This window comes from Antrihabitans cavernicola (genome assembly GCF_008297975.1).
Lineage (GTDB): Bacteria > Actinomycetota > Actinomycetes > Mycobacteriales > Mycobacteriaceae > Antrihabitans > Antrihabitans cavernicola.
Genome location: NZ_VLNY01000032.1, coordinates 1 through 17,996, shown reverse-complemented (window position 1 = coordinate 17,996; position 17,996 = coordinate 1). Strand labels below are relative to the sequence as shown.

At 62.0% G+C, this 17,996-nt stretch carries 16 protein-coding genes and 3 pseudogenes; 8 read left to right on the top strand and 11 right to left on the bottom strand.

What is annotated here, in order from left to right:
• Nucleotides 1-63: 63 nt before the first annotated feature.
• The 7 genes and pseudogenes from FOY51_RS26900 to FOY51_RS26870 all read right to left on the bottom strand — a co-directional run.
• Nucleotides 64-747, bottom strand: a pseudogene (locus FOY51_RS26900) (ATP-binding protein); the annotation flags it as partial.
• Nucleotides 744-2,427: pseudogene (gene istA, locus FOY51_RS26895) on the bottom strand (IS21 family transposase). The pseudogenes istA (FOY51_RS26895) and FOY51_RS26900, both read right to left, overlap by 4 nt.
• 295 nt (nt 2,428-2,722) lie before the next feature.
• A complete protein-coding gene (locus FOY51_RS26890; RefSeq protein WP_187776496.1) occupies nt 2,723-3,127 on the bottom strand; it encodes a DUF4282 domain-containing protein in 405 nt (134 codons plus the stop codon).
• Between the two features lie 70 nt (nt 3,128-3,197).
• A complete protein-coding gene (locus FOY51_RS26885; protein WP_149433338.1) occupies nt 3,198-3,563 on the bottom strand; it encodes a hypothetical protein in 366 nt (121 codons plus the stop codon).
• Nucleotides 3,564-3,952: 389 nt separating this feature from the next.
• Nucleotides 3,953-5,134, bottom strand: coding sequence for an acyl-CoA dehydrogenase family protein (locus FOY51_RS26880; protein WP_149433337.1), 1,182 nt, complete (start codon nt 5,132-5,134; stop codon nt 3,953-3,955).
• Nucleotides 5,135-5,199: 65 nt separating this feature from the next.
• Complete coding sequence (locus FOY51_RS26875; protein ID WP_149433336.1) at nt 5,200-6,105, bottom strand: VOC family protein; 906 nt, start codon at nt 6,103-6,105, stop codon at nt 5,200-5,202.
• Between the two features lie 438 nt (nt 6,106-6,543).
• Nucleotides 6,544-7,317, bottom strand: a complete 774-nt coding sequence (locus FOY51_RS26870; protein ID WP_149433342.1) for an IclR family transcriptional regulator — start codon at nt 7,315-7,317, stop codon at nt 6,544-6,546.
• 216 nt (nt 7,318-7,533) lie between these two features.
• Between FOY51_RS26870 and FOY51_RS26865 the strand changes: the two genes are divergently transcribed.
• From FOY51_RS26865 to FOY51_RS26850, 6 genes and pseudogenes are all read left to right on the top strand, one after another.
• Nucleotides 7,534-8,400 (top strand): alpha/beta fold hydrolase, encoded by an 867-nt coding sequence (locus tag FOY51_RS26865; protein WP_149433335.1) that lies wholly within the window; start codon nt 7,534-7,536, stop codon nt 8,398-8,400.
• 626 nt (nt 8,401-9,026) lie between these two features.
• Nucleotides 9,027-9,266, top strand: a complete 240-nt coding sequence (locus FOY51_RS28165) for a transposase (RefSeq protein WP_371830494.1) — start codon at nt 9,027-9,029, stop codon at nt 9,264-9,266.
• Nucleotides 9,260-9,524 (top strand): annotated as a pseudogene (locus FOY51_RS28160) (transposase); the annotation flags it as partial. The gene FOY51_RS28165 and the pseudogene FOY51_RS28160, both read left to right, overlap by 7 nt.
• Nucleotides 9,525-9,618: 94 nt before the next feature.
• Nucleotides 9,619-9,852 carry a hypothetical protein gene (locus FOY51_RS28155; protein ID WP_371830495.1) on the top strand — a complete coding sequence of 78 codons (234 nt, stop codon included), beginning with the start codon at nt 9,619-9,621 and terminating at the stop codon, nt 9,850-9,852.
• Nucleotides 9,853-10,366: 514 nt separating this feature from the next.
• Nucleotides 10,367-11,332 carry a hypothetical protein gene (locus FOY51_RS26855; protein WP_149433334.1) on the top strand — a complete coding sequence of 322 codons (966 nt, stop codon included), beginning with the start codon at nt 10,367-10,369 and terminating at the stop codon, nt 11,330-11,332.
• Nucleotides 11,313-12,140: a hypothetical protein gene (locus FOY51_RS26850; protein ID WP_149433333.1), complete on the top strand. Its 828-nt coding sequence runs from the start codon at nt 11,313-11,315 to the stop codon at nt 12,138-12,140. The genes FOY51_RS26855 and FOY51_RS26850 overlap by 20 nt, the downstream gene beginning before the upstream one ends.
• Before the next feature lie 353 nt (nt 12,141-12,493).
• On the opposite strand, the gene FOY51_RS26845 is transcribed toward FOY51_RS26850, so the two are convergent.
• Both FOY51_RS26845 and FOY51_RS26840 read right to left on the bottom strand, forming a co-directional pair.
• Nucleotides 12,494-13,381: a hypothetical protein gene (locus tag FOY51_RS26845; RefSeq protein WP_149433332.1), complete on the bottom strand. Its 888-nt coding sequence runs from the start codon at nt 13,379-13,381 to the stop codon at nt 12,494-12,496.
• Between the two features lie 572 nt (nt 13,382-13,953).
• Nucleotides 13,954-14,166, bottom strand: a complete 213-nt coding sequence (locus tag FOY51_RS26840) for a hypothetical protein (protein WP_149433331.1) — start codon at nt 14,164-14,166, stop codon at nt 13,954-13,956.
• 10 nt (nt 14,167-14,176) lie between these two features.
• On the opposite strand from FOY51_RS26840, the gene FOY51_RS26835 reads away from it, so the two are divergent.
• Nucleotides 14,177-14,653 (top strand): hypothetical protein, encoded by a 477-nt coding sequence (locus FOY51_RS26835; protein WP_149433330.1) that lies wholly within the window; start codon nt 14,177-14,179, stop codon nt 14,651-14,653.
• Nucleotides 14,654-14,689: 36 nt separating this feature from the next.
• Nucleotides 14,690-15,181, top strand: a complete 492-nt coding sequence (locus FOY51_RS26830; protein ID WP_149433329.1) for a hypothetical protein — start codon at nt 14,690-14,692, stop codon at nt 15,179-15,181.
• A gap of 68 nt (nt 15,182-15,249) precedes the next feature.
• Here FOY51_RS26830 and istB read toward each other — a convergent pair whose 3' ends face one another.
• Both istB and istA (FOY51_RS26820) read right to left on the bottom strand, forming a co-directional pair.
• Nucleotides 15,250-16,071: an IS21-like element helper ATPase IstB gene (gene istB / locus FOY51_RS26825; protein ID WP_149433341.1), complete on the bottom strand. Its 822-nt coding sequence runs from the start codon at nt 16,069-16,071 to the stop codon at nt 15,250-15,252.
• Entirely contained in the window at nt 16,071-17,687 is a 1,617-nt protein-coding gene (gene istA, locus FOY51_RS26820; RefSeq protein WP_149433328.1) for an IS21 family transposase, read from the bottom strand. The genes istB and istA (FOY51_RS26820) overlap by 1 nt, the downstream gene beginning before the upstream one ends.
• Between the last annotated feature and the right edge of the window lie 309 nt (nt 17,688-17,996).

The following is a 17,996-nucleotide window of genomic DNA, read 5'->3' as shown; positions in this document are numbered from 1 at the left end:
ACACCTACCCAACGAGGGATAGTCCGGCCACGCACTGAACCTGTGCGACTTCGGTCCCACCTACGCACACGTTCGCGCGAACAAGTGCGCTTTGGAGAAGGATTCGTTGGAAGCTATTGCGACACTGTTCTTTTCCTCCCGCTCCGTTAAGACCTGGAACAGCAGCTCGGCGCCTCGTTTGTCGAGTTCCATGTAGCCCAGCTCGTCGATGCAGATCAGATCGACCCGCCCGTAGCGGGCAATCGTCTTCGCGAGGATCTTCTCGTCCGCCGCCTCGACCAACTCGTTGACGAGTTTCGTGGCCAAGGTGTATTTGACGCGGAACCCGGACTCGGCGGCAGCGGTGCCCAACGCGATCAGCAAATGGGACTTGCCGGTGCCGGAGTCGCCGATCAGGCACAGCGGTTGCCCGGCCCGCACCCAGGCACCACTGGCCAGGGTGTGGATGGTGGCGGGGTTGATGTTCGGGTTGGCATCGAAGTCGAAGTCGCCCAACCACTTCTCGCGCGGAAAGCCAGCCGCCTTGACCCGGCGGATGGAGCGGCGGCGGGTGCGGTCATCGCACTCGGCGAGCAACAACTCCGCCAGAAAACCCTGATAGGTGAGTTGTTCCTTCTCCGCGGTGATCACCATGTCCGGAAACAGCCCGCGCACACTGGGCAGACGCAGCTGCCGACATGCCTGATCGACGGCCGCGTCCGCAGCCTGAGCGGTCAATCCTCGACGACGACGCATCGGTACGGTCATGGCACTGTTCCTCCGGTGGTGGGAATCGCTGGTCGAGGATCGCCGCTGGTGCGGCGGGTCAGCAGCTCGTCGTAACCGACCAAGGACGGCAGCGGACGACTGTCCGGGGGCAGTCCTGCGATCACCGCCGCCGGGTCGGTGAGCCGCCGCGCAGTCAGACTCAGCACCCGTCCCGGTTCACGAACGGGTGCCAACGCGGCCAGCGACACGTCGGCGTCTGTGGTGTCGTGGTGATGGGCGGCCAACCGGGCTTCGACGGCAACGACGTCGGCGCTCGTCGATCCAGTCTTCACGGCGGCGGTCAGCCCGGCAACAACATCGGCGTGGCGCAAATGCCGGTGCAGCAGAAGCACATCGATGAGTTCCCGGGTACCGGCAGCATCACCGTGGGCTGTGCGGGCGGCCGCCCAGAACGCTTCGTGCACCGGAGTGAACGTGCCCGCTGCCCGTGCCTGCACCAGCGCGGTCGCCCCGGGCAGGGCGCCGGGTTTGACCTTGAGCACTTCGAGGTAGTGATCGAGATCGAGGACCTGGGCACCCTTACGGATCGACCGCGGGTGGTGCGCAATCACGGTGTTGCCGTCGAGGACGAACAACTCGTTCGAGCGCAGCCGCACCCGAACACGGCGGCCGATGAACCGGGCCGGCACCGAGTACTGGGTGTTACGCACCATGATCCGCGCATGCCGATCGACTCGTGGGGTCAGCGTCAACCCGGGCTCGAACCTTTCCGTCGGGAGCGGGCGCAGCAAGGTTTGTTCGACGGCGAAGTCCTCGCCGATCGTGCGGATCCGGTTACCGATCCGACGGTGGTCGTCGTCGCGGTCGGCCTGGGCGAGGCGGGCGTTGAGTTCGGCCAACGACGCCACCTTCGGGACCGGGACCAGATGGTTGCGACGGAAGCGTCCACCCTCACCTTCGACACCACCTTTTTCGTGGGCACCGGCCACACCGGGGATGCAGTAGAACGCTTCGAAGTTTTCATGGGAGCGGAACAACACCCAGCGTTCGTTCTCGACCCGGTCCCGGTCGCCGAACAACACGCGGGTCACCGCTGATTTCAGGTTGTCGTAGCGGATGTGCCCGGTCGGGATGCCGCCAAGGACGTCGAACGCGGTCAAATGACCTTCGAGGAACGCTTCCTGCGACTGGGTTGCGTATACGCGGTGAACTGCTTTGCCCGACATCGACATTCGCAGCGTGAACAGATAGCACTTGGTTCGCCCGTCGGGCAGATCGACATAGAGTTCGGCGAAATCGACCTCCGCCTCAGCCCGGCTCGTGGGTTTGCGGGATGAAGGCCTGCGCCAGATGGTGACTGCCTTCGGCGGCGATTTCTGGTCGTCGTTGTGCGACGTAGGCGCGCAGCGTCGAGTACGACACCAGACCGGCGGCATCGTGTTCCTCGATCAGGCGCGCAAATATTCGTCGCACGGTGTGGCGTTGCTTGCGGGGAGCATCGAGGTCGGTGCGCAGTATGTCGTCGATCGCATCGACGAATGGGTCGATCTTGCGGGCCCGCCACCGTCGTTGCGCCGGTTCCGGTGGCATCGCCGACGCCAACGCTTGTCGCACCGTGCGTCGGTGCACACCATGGCGTTTCGCCAGCGCCCGCACCGACAACTCCTCGGTGCGTGATTCTCGTCGGATCTGCTCGAACAATTCCACCTTCGACCTCACTCCGGCCTCCTACCGTCGTCTCCTACGACGACGATGAGGTGGGGCCAGTCAAACTCGAGACAACCTCCCCGGCGAGTCGCGGTGGGGCCACTCAAACTCGAGAATCTGCAACCAAGTGGGGCCACACAAACCTGACACACTCAGTCTGCTGCCTTTCGATGAGGAAGCTGAGCCTGGCTAGCCGTTCGCGGGGTCAGCTCGAACACGTTGATAGTTGAAGCCGTTCCTCTCGGACCGCGCCTCCGATGTGTAGGCGGCGCGGGTGACGCACCACGTCGTGCCGCGACAACCTCGACTAGCGCTTCTTGAACCGCCAGAACTGCACTGCGCGAACATCTTCGGAGAGGTGACTCATCGGAACGGCCACTTCGTTCAGGGAGGTGTGGATGTCGTCTGCCAGCTTACTCATGTGCGTGACCTTCGAGCCCAGCCTGTGGATGCTGATCAAGAACTCGAAGACCAGACGCATGGTCGCTGCCATCGCGAACGCGAGGAGCGGCGCGACGAATACCAGGAAGAGCACGCCGAGCAAGACCGCGAACTGAACGACGGCCACAGCTATCGCGATCGGAATCGCGACGGACATCAGCAGAAACAGCACATAGATGATGGGGAGCAGTGTTCTCGTCGAAACCCGGCGGAATCGGATGTCGACTAAGCCGCGCACGACGGTGGACAGCCACTTGCGTGCGCTGGTCAATGCGACACAGCATTCGGAGGCACGATTACGATCTCGAGCGACGTCCGTGTACTCCTGCGCTGTGGGTGGCTCATGTGTGTTTCGATTCGATAAGTGCGGTATGGGTATTTAAGAACCATTTCCGGGTCAGTGGCAGACCGTCGTCGATGTCCTGCTGGCCGCCGTTGACGCCGTAGAGGTCGCAGGCGTAGTACTCCAGCACGGCGGCGCCAGTCACACCACTGAGGCGGAGCACGTGAGTATCGCCAAGGAGATACGCGACCGCCATGACGTCTCTGTTCGACCAAGTGCAGTGGTGATCGGCCCATCCCTCCTGCTGCACGACGCGCACGCGTGCGATCAGGTCGTCGCGAATGCGTTCGCGCTCCTGATCACTCGGTCGCCGGGATTTGAGCCTGTTGCGGCTCAACGGGGAATCCTCTTCGTCATTCACCACCGATTCTCCCGATGTTGTATATCCACGTACGAATCGACGTGCCGTCCGTTCAGGCTTACCAGAGCGTCGAGCGGCAGTAGATACGCCGATCTAACGCTGCGCCGCTGACTGAACGGCGACTTGCCGGACCCTACCGGTCGCCGCGAGCCCGCGTCGTGTTCGGTCACTAGACGGCGCCTCTCTGTGTCAAGCGCCTTCTTGTGCCCCTTTCCCTCAAATCGTTTCCGCACGTTGCACGATTGGGCGACCTCTATATCCTCCTCTCTCTCCGAGTTTGTAACTCCGAGTGTCGTCGAATTAGGCTCTGTCACACGGGGTATCTATTCCCTTCCCGTCGCCCCCATCTCCGTCGTACAACCTTTCGGAGTCCGTGGGCCCCTGTCTTGTGGTCAGATCATCGCTCTCAGCGGTCCTTGCGGATCGACACCGAGGGAACTCAGCGATGCGGCGTGGTAGACCGTCCCCGGGACGTGAATGGCGTGGTGCAGTCCCGCGTGCGCGTCGCGCCAGTACCGCTGCAGCGGTTTGTCCATGCGCAGCGCCGCACCACCACAACGCGGATAGATGGCATCAACTGCACCCACCGCCTGCCAAGCGGCGTGCACTTGATCGCGCCGCCCGGCGGCTCGGCGTTCGAACGTGACCTCTCTGCCCGCATCGACGAGATCCCAAATCTGTTCTGCATTGGTGACCAGTGCTTCCCTCGCCGAACGGAGTTGTGCTGCGGCATCTCCCATTGCATACATCACGTAGGGGTCGTCTTTGATGATGGTTCCCTGTGCGTTGACGCGTTCTCGTTGGTACGTCATCGCCTCGGCCAGCAGGCCCTCGCAGATTCCGATCGTCGCGGCAGTGATGCCGAGTGGAAACATGCACGACCACGGCATCCGGTACAGGGTCTGAGATAGCCCGGCCTCACGTACTTGGCTGCCATCGAGGAGCCGGTCGTACTCCATCACTCGGTACCCCGGAATGAACGTGTCCTCGACAACCAGATCCTTGGATCCGGTTCCCTTGAGGCCGACGACGTTCCACGAATCCTCGACAATCGTGTACTCGGCCCGCGGGATGATGACGTGCAACATGGCCATGGGTTGGGCTACGTTGCCGTCCTTGTCGCACTTGATCGCACCCAGGAAGGCCCACTGGCAGTGATCGGTTCCCGAGGAAAAGCTCCAACGGCCGCTCATCCGGTAGCCGCCGTCCATCGGAATTGCCCTGCCGTTCGGCATATAGGGTGATGCGATCCAGGTGTTGTTATTCTCGCCCCAAACGTCTTGCTGGACACGCGGATCTGCCATTGCGAGCTGCCACGGGTGCACACCGACCACACCGTGCACCCAGCCTGCGGGCGGGTTCAGCGCCGCCGTTGCCATCACGGTTTCGGCGAACTCCCGCACGCCGGCTTCGAAGCCGCCATGCGTCTTGGGCTGCAGCATCTTGATCGATCCGGCCGCCTTCATGGTATCGACGGTCGAATCCGTCAGGCGGCCCAACCGATCCGCCTCCGGTCCACCTTTGCGTAGGTCGTGTTGACATTCCATGATCCGGTCGAGGACCGATTCCGCCATGATGTACTCCGATGTTCGATGAATGGCAATTGACTCTGTTCTGTTTGGCGAATTCGTCTGCGGCACTAGGTCATTGCGGCCAGGGGCTCGGAGCCCGACCAGTCGTGTCCCCAATAGCTGTCGGCAGTGATTTCCTCCGCCGTGTAATAGGCTTCGTCGACTCGTGTTCCGGCGCAGCCGTATTCGATGTCCCAGCCTCCCGGGGCGCGCACATAGAACGAAACCATCTTGTCGTTGGTGTGCCGGCCGAGTGTCGATGAGATCGAGAACTTGTCATTCAGCGAACGGTCCAACGCTCTACCGACGTCGTCGAGCGAGTCGACCTCCACCATGATGTGAATCAGGCCAGGCCCCGTTTTTGGCGCGGGAATCAGCGCGAGGCTGTGGTGACGCTCATTGACGCCGAGGAAGCGTAACCGCAGCGGGGGAACCTGCGGTGGAGTCGGGATCCGGTAAGAGCCTCGGGAGTAGAAACTCAAGGTGTTGACGTAGAAATCAAACGCCGCATCGACGTCGGCAGCAGGGACCACCACGTGCCCGAGTCCCATCGACCCGGTGACGAAGCGATTGCCGAAAGGTGTCACTACTGGGCTGTGGTCCAGTGAGGGCCCGTGAAAGACCTCGACCGTGGTTCCCACGGGATCGGTGAAAGCAAAAACCTCCTCCACACGCCGCCGATCGGCCTCGGCGACCGGAAGGATTTCGCCGCTGATGCCGGCACCCCGAACACCCGCCCGCACCGACTCGAGCGCGTTGTGGTCACGGACCTCCCAGCCGATCGCGTTGACTCGGTCGGTATCGCCTGGAGCGACAATGAGCCGGGCAGAGCGCTCATCGGTCCGCAAGTACAGCGCTTCTTCGTCAGGCCCGGCGCCTTCGGCAAGGCCCAACACATCGAACGCGAGCGCGCGCCAGCGGTCCATGTCGGTGGTCTGAATGTTGACATAGCCGAGGCTTTTGATTTCCGGCATGTGCCCTTCCTTCCCGCGAGACGGGTGACACCCCGTCGACCGACCGTCACGCAATACTGGCCGTGCGCGGTGCCGCCGCCCATAGACGTTCCCGCTGACCGGGAAACCGTCGGTATACGGTCTTGGGATGCCGGGCCACGAACCCGTGGACTTTGGCTGGGCTTGATGAAACCTGTTCGAGCCGAGGGGCACCGGGCGGCAGTTCCGCGGAGTAGCACACACCCAAGAGCGCTCCAGATGGCCTCACCGGCGGGCGGCTCGCTTGGTCAGCTTTCCTCGAAAAGGACCAATTGCGCCCGGGTGGCCGGCCGATCGATTCCCGTTGGGTGTGTCCCGGACATCGCTGACCTCTTATTCGATGAGTACCGCATCGATGATGGCGATCTTGCCCGAGTCGGTCCATCCGGTTTAGGTCGTCAACTTCTCGATCGAGAAGTCTCACGTATCAATCATCGGGTTGACAGCCGCAGCCCGGGTGATCTGGTTCGCCGCCGCGCGTACAGAGTTGATCATCTCGCGGCGAATTTGTCCGAGCGGGCCACAGATCGAGATCGCGGCCGTGGTGGTGTAGCCGTCGCTCGTGCTGGCATGGCCCGCGTGGACATTCGCAGCGATACATCCGATGTCGACCAGTGCCTCACCGTGGTCAAAGGCGACTCCGTCGTTATTGACTCTGTCTACTTCCCGGGTGAGCTCGTCCCGATCGATGATCGTGGCTGGGGTGCTTCGCTTCATCGAATTGAAGGCGGGATGCTCGAGACATCTGTCGGATTCGGCGGCCAGCAACGCCTTCCCCAACGCCGTCCGGTACGCCGGTTGGCGCCCACCGATGCGGGTCGGTACGCGGACCCCCATTGAACCGGACAGCTTCTCCCAGTACACGACGTCACCCCCGTCGAGATACGCGAGGTGAACAATCAACTGCGTGCGCTCCTGCAGTTCGACGAGATGCGGATACACGATGCGATAAAACCAGTGATTGCGAATGGCCTCGGAACCGAGTTCGAACAGCCGGGCCCCCAGCTCGTAGCGGTCTCCGACGCGCAATAACCACCGGAGCTTGACCATACGCTCAAGGAGCCGCTGTGCCGACGAGCACGGGATTCCGGTCGCGACCGAGACCTCGGTAAGCGTCAGAAACCCTTCGAGCTGGAGGGCATCCAGTACCAGAGCGACACGCTCAAGCTGGGAGACCGGTGGTTCCGGGGGCATCGTAATCAAGTCGAACCTCCGATCAGCCTTCTGTGACCTGGATCCCAGGTCCCTGGGACCAGATTCCTCCACAGCGTACGACTCTCCTGGCGTTCGTGGGCGCCCCGTTGCTCCTATAGGAATTCCCGCTGAGCGGGAGGACGGCTGCCAAACCGATGCCCCTGCCGGTTAGCTTCCTGTACGGAAGTTGCCGGTGGTCCAGACGGAGGTAGCTGCATGCCCGAGTTGTCCCATGGATCCTCGCTACGGGAACTCGATACCGATCAGGGGATTTTGCGCTACCACGACGTGGGCAGCGGCCCTCCGCTTCTGCTGCTGCACGGCTCCGGGCCGGGCGTCACCGGTTGGCGCAACTTTCACAGCAACCTGCCGGCATTGGCCGAGCACTTCCGTTGCCTGGTACTCGAATTCCCGGGTTTCGGCGTGAGCGACCCGACCCCAGAGCATCCGATGATGGCAGCCGGGGGCGCGGTGACCCGATTCCTGGATGGGCTCCGTCTCGATCAGGTCGATGTCGTGGGCAACTCGATGGGCGGTTTCGTCGGCACCGACATCGCCATTACTCGGCCGGATCGAGTACGTAGGTTGGTCACCATCGGTGGCATGGGGCGCAGCTTGTTCAGCTCGACACCGGGCGAGGGAATCAACCTGCTCGCAGACTTCATTGAGGATCCGACGCGCGAGCGGCTGGTGCAATGGCTGAACTCGATGGTCTACGACCGCGCCCTGATCACCGAGGAACTGATCGAACAGCGGTGGACGCTGGCCACCGACCCGGATACGTTGGCAAGCGCGCGCCGGATGTACGGCAGGGCGGCACTGCAAGAAATGGTGTCGGCGCAAGCCGCCTCCGATTCGCCGCCCCTGTGGGCGATGCTGCACAAGGTGAAAGCCAAGACGTTGATCACCTGGGGCCGAGACGACCGCGTCAGCCCGCTAGATATGGCGATCGTGCCCGTGCGAACCATCCCCGACGTCGAGCTGCACGTGTTCCCGAACTGTGGGCACTGGGTGATGATCGAGCAGAAGGACGCGTGGGAGAGCGAGGTCCTGGCTTTCCTTACTCGGGGGCAAAGCGGATGAATAGCCCTCACCGGCGGTAATCAACAACAGGTCGATGGTGGCCCATTCGCAAGGCGTTCGACTTCAACATCGAGCGCACCTAAGGGGTATATGCACGGGGTTCGAGGCAAGCAGTCATCTTGGTCCCTTTGCGTATGGATGGTCAGGGGTTGAACATGCTCGTTTTAGTGGTAAGTCCGCCGAATTCGAACACCGTGCTCGACGGCGCTACATGCACAGTCACCAATCCCGAAGAACACACGGACTGGTCCGACTTCCCGAACTTGGGCATCCTGACATTGACGTCATCGATCTCGGGTCTATCGGACATCGAACCTGTGTATCTCGATGGCACAGTGGTGGATTGGGCTGAGATCGCGGAATTCATCGATGATCACGCACAGAATACTCTTGCAATCTGCATCAGCGCGCTTACAGCCACTTATGAAGCCGGTCTACACCTGGTTGCCCGCGCGAAAAGGCGAATCCGAGTATCGTTTCGATATTCGGAAACGATCACCTCACCGCGCTGCCAATCGAGTGCATGCGATCACGACCAGAATTGATCGACTACGCATTTGTCGGAAATGAAGTCGTCGGCAGCTTCCGATCTTTCATCCAACGATTGTCTAGTGGAGAACTAGGAGATCTGCGCAATTATCCTGGTCTGGTATACAGAGGAGATCTACCCGATCCTGTTTCTCGACGCGATCCAGGTCAAAATCCGTGACAGGCAGGTCCGGAACAAGGACGCGCACATCGCGGTCGGTGTCGATCTCGACGGCATCAAACACGTCCTCGGGATCTGGGTCCAAGCCACCGAAGGTGCGAAGTTCTGGGCCGGTGTGGCGCCGAGCTGGCCAATCGTGGTGTCAAAGACGTGTTGATCGCCTGCACTGACGGGCTGTCCGGGTTCGACGAGGCGATCGCTGCGACCTGGAAAAACGCCACCATCCAAACCTGCACCGTGCATCTGATCCCGCATCGATGCGGTTCGTCGCCTAGGCCGATCAGCTCCCGTCACCGCCGAGCTGCGTCAGATCTACACCGCGCCGACCGTGGAGGCCGCCGACGATGCGTTGGCAGCGTTCAAAGCCTCCACGCTCGGGCGTAAACACTCGCACACCGTCGCGACGTGGGAGAACGCCTGGGAACGGTTCATCCCGTTCCTCGCGTTCCCACCCGAGCTCCGCAAGATCATCAAAGAACCGCGGACATTTCCCCAACGATCAAGCAGCGGTGAAACTGCTCTGGCTCGCGATCTGCAACATCGAAGACAAACGCGCCCGCGAGCGGGCGAAACTCGCCGCCGACCGCACCAGACCGCGAGACGGGAAAATGGTCAACCGACTCGTCGAAGGCGCATCCGTCAACGGCTGGAAGCAAGCACTCGCGACCCTCATACTGACCTACCCTGACCGGCTCGGCCCACCTACATCAACTAACCAACAGCTTCTTACACAAAGAACTTGACAGGCCCGGATCCGCCGGAGCCAACTTTTCCGTTGCCACTCGAACCGGTGCCCCATCACCGAAACCACAGGTTACAACCGTCTCGCGACCATTTCCGAACAAACCGATACACACCGAGCTACCTGCCCGCACATCGTGGTGACATTCGTCGGGTTCGACCGATTCCACCGGGCGATCACGGACTCATGCCGATGGGCATCGTGCTCTTGGGTGATCTGAGTTGCGCGGCGACGAGTTGATCTGCGTGCTCGAATGACCCATCGTGACGCTGTTTCCTTGTTAAGTAGAGGAAGCGGCTGGAATCGAAGGACATTCGCATCCGCCGCACCGTGCGCAGACCCCGGGGCCGTTCTGCTCCACCGCCAAACACGATGCATGCCCCAACCGCACACCCCGGCAAAGGAACGACGGAATCCCGTGGATCAACAACCGTGCCACTTGTCAAGCAACCATTAACTGTTCCTGGGGTTTATGCTTGCTTGACAAGCAGAACCACACTGTCAGGCGGTTTGAGATGCAGGAACTAGTCGATGACGTGTTCCAAGTACTGCGTCGCGCAAACGTTCGCCCCACGAGCGGCGACCTGAAAGCGCTGTCGCTGGTGCTGCCCAACCGACATATCACTACAGTCGCTGTACGGACCACCAGCCCCTTCGCTGACGCCACCGCCCGCAACCGGATCCTCCACATCGCGGTCGATGCCCCCGCGGCGACCGTCGACGCCGCGCTCAACGGGGACTTCGACCTGGTCACGACCGATCCCGCACGCGCAATAATCGCGAGCATCAACCTCCTCCCCACAGACCAACCGCCCCGGGACCAACCGATGCGACGCGGCAAGAAGCCGTGGGGCCGCTGGGCCGTCGAACGCACCCTGATCCTCGCCGGCGGCGAACCACTGCGCCAAAACACGATCGCCACAACCACAGGCCTCACTCACCAAGCCGTATCGCACGCCCTCCGCGAGCACCCGTACGTGCGGCGCAGCCGCAACGGGGTCACCGCCGACCCCGCCCTCATCGATGCTTGGCTGATCGAATACCCCGGACCCGGCGGCCTCGCCACCCACTGGTACAGCCTCGACGAACCTGGCCAACAAGCCACCGCGGCCAGCACCCTCGCCACCGAGCTCGACGCCGCCCCACTCCTGTCCGGTGACGTCGCAGCCGATCGTTACGCCCCGTGGCGGCGGCCGGCCAGCGTGCGGATATACATCTCGGAATTCATCGACTTCGTCGCCGCGGACTTCACCCCAGCGACCCGGAGCGAAGCCACACTCACTGCTGTCATCCCCGACGATCCCACCATTCGCACCCTCGCCACCACGCTGGCCGTGCCGGCAGAACTCTCCCTAGCCGATCCACTCATCACACTGTGGGACCTCACCCACACCAGCACAGGCCCCGACCGCAGCGAAGCCGCAGACGTTCTGCGGAAATCGATCGGACTAGGCTGCAATCGTGGAGCCACCGATCGCTGAAGTCTGGGTCGACCTCATCTCGACATCGAGCGCCACCGATCTCGGCTACCGAGCACTCGCCGACCTCGCCTCTGCCGCCGCCGATCTCGACTACCGCATCATCGGCGGGCACATGATCCAACTCCTCATCCACGCATACCCCACCCGCCACACACGACTCCGCCTCACCACCGACGCCGACATCGGTATCGACCGCGCAACCGCAGCCGGACAACAACTCCACACCCGGCTCACCCAGATCGGTTACACCGCGAACTCCGGCAACAGATACGCCAAACAAATCCCAGCCGGCACCGTGACCATCGACGTCCTCATCCCCAGAGGAGATTCCGGAAAAACCGAAGTCATCGGCGGCCGCGGCTACGACCCGATACCCGGTCTCAGCCTTGCCATGAACGCCCAGTACCTACTCGTACACGCACACGCCTACCTTGCCGACAAGACGGAACTCACCTTCGCCGTTCCCGTCCCCGACATCGAATCGGCAGTCATCCTCAAAGCCCTGGCATGGGCCAACAGATTTGCCGACAAAGACATCGCCGACGTCGCCTCCCTCCTCGAAATCGTCGAAGTCGTGCGCCCCACATATCCACGCTGGCGACTCGACGCACAGCCGCTGACCAGCAGCTCCAGACGAGAAGCAGCACACGCCCTACACAAAATCGCCGGAAGGCTCGACCGCGGCGGCTCGCCCGAACTCTTCGACAAACCCGCCCGCGTCGTGGCACTCATCCGACGCCACGTCACCGCAAAAGAAACCCCGATACGTCGACCAGCTGCGGAACCGCCCAGCCCACATCGGCGATAATCTCGCAACGATGACCGCCCCAAGACCGAGCCGAACATTGCGCTGAACTCACTCGAACGCCCCTGCCACCACCGACCCCGACGTCGACGTCGACGTCGACGTCGACGTCGACGTCGACGTCGACGTCGAGACTGACACGGCGGAACACCTTCTCCCCAACCGGCCTTCGAGTGCGCCATCCGGACAGCTTCTATTTCCTCACGCCGACGCTCCACAACAGGCCTTCCAGGCTTTCCGGAGTTCCTCATGCACTGCCTTGGAGTCGTTCTCTTCGAGCAGGTCGATCAATGCTTCGGCCAGTGCCTAGACGACATGTGCCAGCTCGTCGGACTGTGCTGATCGTTGTATCACTACTAACGGCGTCCGATGCGTAATCGTTTTTTCACCCGTTTCCACCAACCGTTCGGCACCTCTATCGACGGCTGCGCGTGAACCCATTGCATCCAGCCTGGTTCCGCCTGTTGTATGACGGGTGAGGATTGCGTGCCGTGCGTCAGGGTGCCCTTGTCCGCGGCAAGGTGGCGGGCCGCGAGTGTTGCGGGATCGGATGATGTCGTGGGAGTCGGTGCCGGGGCTGGTTGCGATGGTGCAGAGGCTGGGTGCGCTGGTTGCGGATCGGGCCGCACTGGATGGTCCGCCCTCTCTTCGATGACGCCGTTCACTGCGCGGAGGGCTTGTTGGGTATCCTGTTGCGCTTTCAGCCACTGCTGATAGCGCTCGTACTCGGTCGCGAGTACCCAGCCAGCGAATGAGTGGGCCGTTCCCCTCGGGTACCACACGCGTTCACCCGACCACACCTGGCGCAGAAAATTCTCGAGCGGAATGGGGTGTGTTTCGAAGAATTTTTCACCGGGGGCAACGTGCAGACCGTGGCGCAGGTGCAACACAGTTGCGCTCGCCGATATTCTTACCTCGGTGTCTCCTTCCCACGGCCGTCCCGGAATCCGGATCGTTTCTGTCGACCGGGCGAGCTTCTTACTGATCCTGACTTGCACGCAGGGCGACCCGAAAAGGTACTTCTTCGTCGACGGCGTGATCGCGGTCTCCCGCAGTAGCCACACCACATCGGGATAGTCCCCGGTTCGCGTCGGGATGTCCGTCGGGACGCGCTGGACCTCGACGCGCGCTCGTCTAGCGCCGGGAACCCACACATCGGCGCGCACGCCTGGGAGGGGATGTTCCAGCTCCGCCGCATAGCCGCACCGCACCGCCATATCGAGCACGAACTGCTTGAGCCACAAGTGTTTAGCTCCGTGCGCGAATTTCAGCATCGTTTGAGCGCGAATTCCAGCGTCACTCGGGCGGATTCAGGCGTGAAGTTGAGCGCGAAATTCAGCGTCACTCTCCTGACTATTTGGTGTCCCAGTCAGTGCAGCCGGGTCTGAATGTGTCAGCCGGGATGTCGATCGGTCGTTCGATTTCGCAAGCTCGGCATGCATGCCTGCGATTTCTTTGACGATTTTTGCGCCGTGCACGGATCGGTCCTGTTTGCACCCGAGCGGTCCGCGTTAGACGAGCAGTCGGACGGGAACACGCGCCATGCGGAGGGCTGCCACGTTGTCGGCACAGAGCTTGGCTGTGACCCGAACCCGATTTTTCTGCACGCTACTGAGGCAAGCCCAACGACGCTACGGCCGCCTGCTACGCCGAGTGGACACGCGACGAGAGTTAGGTGCAGCGGGCCTACCGGCTGGTACTCATCGCTGCCTGATAGCTCCCGCGCCCGGTGAACAATTTGCGAATACGAGCTAACGATCTAGTCGATTGCGCAACGCCGATCGTTTTCGTACCAATAAGTTCTATTCAGGTCCGGCTAAGGACCACACATCAAGGGGGAAATGCCAGTGAATCGAACTTTCGGAATCAAGCTGTCCAAGTCCTGCGCTATCCGCGTCGGCGCGGCAACCATCATGACGGTCGCGCTCGCATCTTCGACGGCGATCGCCCACGCACAACCGGCGACGACGACGCCTGCGCCGCCTCCGGCATCGACGCCGGGTGCGGCGCCGGCCAAACCTGTGCGCACCGACGGGAAGATGACCGAACACGTCATCAAAAACGCGACACCGACACCCGGCGGTGGCGCAACCGCAACACTCGATGACGGAACAGTTCTAACGCTGTCTGACCACGCCTACAAGGCCTGGCAAAACGCGGCACGCGTTCACCCGAACATCATCGTCCGTGGCAGCGGAAGTTGCGGTTCTGACTATGTCTTCGTCTCCTCTACCGGTAATCATCAGGCCGAATTCTCAACAGGCTTCACTGTCAATGGTGATGCCGTCGACTACACGTGGCAGCTGGAATTGATCGACAATTACGGGAACAGCACTTACGACCGTGGTGGTCCCCTCGATTTCCGCTCGCAGTGGGATTCCGGGCCCGAGGTCTACACCGGAGGAGGCAACGGCCCGCTCGACATCACCGTGGTGACCCCGTCCAGTTTTGCGATCTTGGATTCCGGCACCGTGTGCTTCGGCTACCCGGTATCCGCGCCGACATACATTTTCTGAGAATCTGCAACTCGTCGAAACAGAGGAAGGCGGTTCGTGTTCTTCTCCGATCACGGCGTCCCGATGCCGCCTCATCCGCGGACGCCGAGTGCCGCAGCGACAGCACTCGGCGTCCCCATCGTCGCACCCGATTCGTCTGCGCGTGGACTCGAAGTGCATTCGTACGGACGAGATGGCGGCCCACCGCACGCGATCATGATCCGGCTCTCCTCACCCCCCGTCGACGTCACCACACAGCGACTGGATCCCCAAGAAGGTCTGGACTTATTCGCTGCAAAGGTGCTCAAGGGTCATCTCATGCTGGTGTCCCGGGACTCGGTCGAGGAGATGGCGAGCGTGTTCGACATGCGAGACCATGCTGTTAATGTCGCCGCCGCTATCACGATCGACTCGGTCAGCTTCGCGGGTATCGCCATTACAGTCGCTCAACATACTGTTCGTGCCGTGCAGCTTACCGATGCTTTGCTCGTGGCGGTCGCTCACAGTGTCGATCTCGACCCGCCCACGCTGGTGTGGGTCACGCCCTGAAGTCTCCAACCGCTCGACCTGGTACGGGGTCGAGCCGTATTCGGGATCGTTGATTCCGCATGTTTGATTCATTGTGTTTGGGCGGCTTTGGTGTGGGCGAGGCGGTAGGAGTCGGTACCGGTTTCGATGATGTTGCCACCGAAAGTCAGTCGATCGACGATCGCGGCGCACAGGCGTGGGTCGGTGAAGGTCTTCGTCCAGCCTGAGTAGCTGTCGTTCGACGCGATGGCCACGCTGTTCTTTTCCTCCCGCTCGGTCAACACCTGAAACAGCAGCTCGGCACCACGTTTGTCGAGTTCCATGTAGCCGAGTTCGTCGATGCACAGCAGGTCGACGCGCCCGTAGCGGTTGATCGTCTTGGTCAGTTGCTTGTCGTCGGCTGCTTCGACCAGCTCGTTCACCAGTTTCGTCGCCAATGTGTATTTGACGCGGTATCCGCGCATCGCCGCCTCGGTGCCGAGCGCGATGAGCAGGTGCGATTTGCCGGTGCCGGAATCACCGATCAAACACAACGGCAGCCCGTTCTTGACCCAGTCGCATTTGGCAAGGGTGCCGATCGTGGCTGGGTCGATGTTGGGGTTGGCGTCGAAATCGAAGCCACGCAGCGACTTCTCGCGTGGGAATCCGGCGGCACGGATGCGTCGTTCGGAGCGGCGGCGGGCACGATCATCGCATTCGGCCATCAACAACTCGGCGAGGAATCCGCGATAGGACATCTGCTCGCGCGCGGCGTCGTCGGCGATCTGCTCGAACTGTGAACGGATCGTTGGTAGCCGCAGCATCCGGCACGCTTGGTCGACGGCCGCGTCGGCGGCCTGCTCGGTGAGTCCGTGTCGGCGGACGGAAGCCGAGATCGGCGGCGCGGTGGGCTGTGTGAGTGTGTGGGTCATCATGAACCTTCCTGAAAGCGTGGATGTTTGAGAAGCAGGTCGTAGGCTGCGACCGACGGCAACGCCCGGTTGTCGGGGGGAAGGTGGGTGAGCCGTCGAGCGGTCAACGAGGAGATGGCATCGGTTGTGGCGTAACCGGTCAGTGGGGCTGCCGTGCTGGGCTGGGTATCGCCGATCTTGCGGGCTTCGAGGGCGACCGCATCGGCGGTGAGAGCACCGGCTTTCAGAGCTGCGGCCAGTCCGGCGACGAGTTGCTCGTGTGCCAGGTGTCGGTGCAGCAGCAGCACTTCGATCAGCGCTCGGGTGCCGCTCTGGTCGCCGTGAGCTTTGCGGGCCGCTGACCACCAGGCGTCGTGTACCGGGGTGAACCGACCGGCGGCACGGGCTTGCTCGAGTGCGGTGGCACCGGGCAACGCACCAGGTTTACGGAGCAACCCTTCCAAATAGTGATCGAGATCCAGCCGAGATCCACCCTTGGCGAGCAACCGTTCGTGGCGAGCGACTTCCACACGGCCGTCGTAGACAACCAGATCGGAGGCATGCAGCAGCACCCGTACCTGACGGCCGATCATGCGTACCGGGACGCTATAACGATTGGTGCGCACCGTGATCTGGGCGTAACGGTCCACCCGTGGGGTGAACCAACGGCCGGTCTCGAAGGACTCCGCGGGTAGTGGTTTGAGTAACGGCTTCTCCAATGCGAAAGCCTGCCCGATACTGTGCGCGCGGGTCCCGATGCGGCGTTGATCGTCGGCTGCGTCCCATTCGTCGATGAGAGCATTGAGTTCAGTGATCGAGTTCACTTCCGGTATCGGGACCAACCGGTTACGCCGGAACCAGCCGATCTGTCCCTCCACGCCGCCCTTCTCGTGTGCGCCTTCGATGCCTGGCTGGCAGTACCACGCCGTCAAGTCCAGGTGCGAACGAAACGCAGTCCACCGTTCTGCTTCGACGCGTGCACGGGTGAAACCGAGTATCTGCGCGACTGCGGATTTCAGGTTGTCATAGCGGACGTGCCCAGTGGGCACCCCGCCGAGGACCCGCAGCGCGTGGAGATGGCCTTCGAAGAAGGCTTCTTGCCCGGCCGACAGGGATGCGCGGTGAACAGCTTTACCGGAGAAAGACATTCGATAACAGAACAGGTAACACGTGACCAGCTCACCGCGAAGCCGGATGGCGATGTCGCCGAAGTCGACCTCTGCTTCCTCGCCGGGACGATGGGTTTGTGGAATGAACACCTTCGCCGGCATCCGCCCCATCGCCGTAGCGATCTCGGGCCGACGATGCTTTACGTAACGCTGGACCAGCGCATACGACACGTCACTCATACCGTGTTCGTCTATCAATCGCCGATAAAGCCGGGTCACCGTGTGGCGTTGTTTCCGCGGAGCATCCAGGTCCGCGCGCAACATCGTATCGATCGCCTGCTTGAACGGCTCCAGCTTCGTCCCGCGGTGGGCGTAGACTTTGCGTTTCTGAGGCCACGCCGAACCCAACGCGTCTTTGACAGTGTGGTAGCCGACGCCATGCATGCGGGCGATCTTGCGCATCGACATCCCGCCTCGGGCATCGCGGCGGATCGCGGCATAAAGCTCCACCCGTGACACAGCAGGCATCTCGCTCCTCGTCGAGGACTGCGCTCAAAGCCGAACAGCCATCCACCCCACATCGTCGGGGAGCACAATCATCCTGCCACGTCAACGTCAGAGGTGGCGCTGAATTTCGCGATCACACGATCTCGCGTCCGCGACGTGACACCAAGATTCACGCCAACCTGACTCCGGATTTCACGCTCAGAATCAAAGTGTTCGTCCGACTCTCCCCCACTCGCCGTCGGAGTCGACCGAACTTCGACCCCGTGTTCGACCTCTGCGTGCGTGCACCGTCGCGAGTTCTTCGGGAACCGAAAAAACCTGGTGACCGTG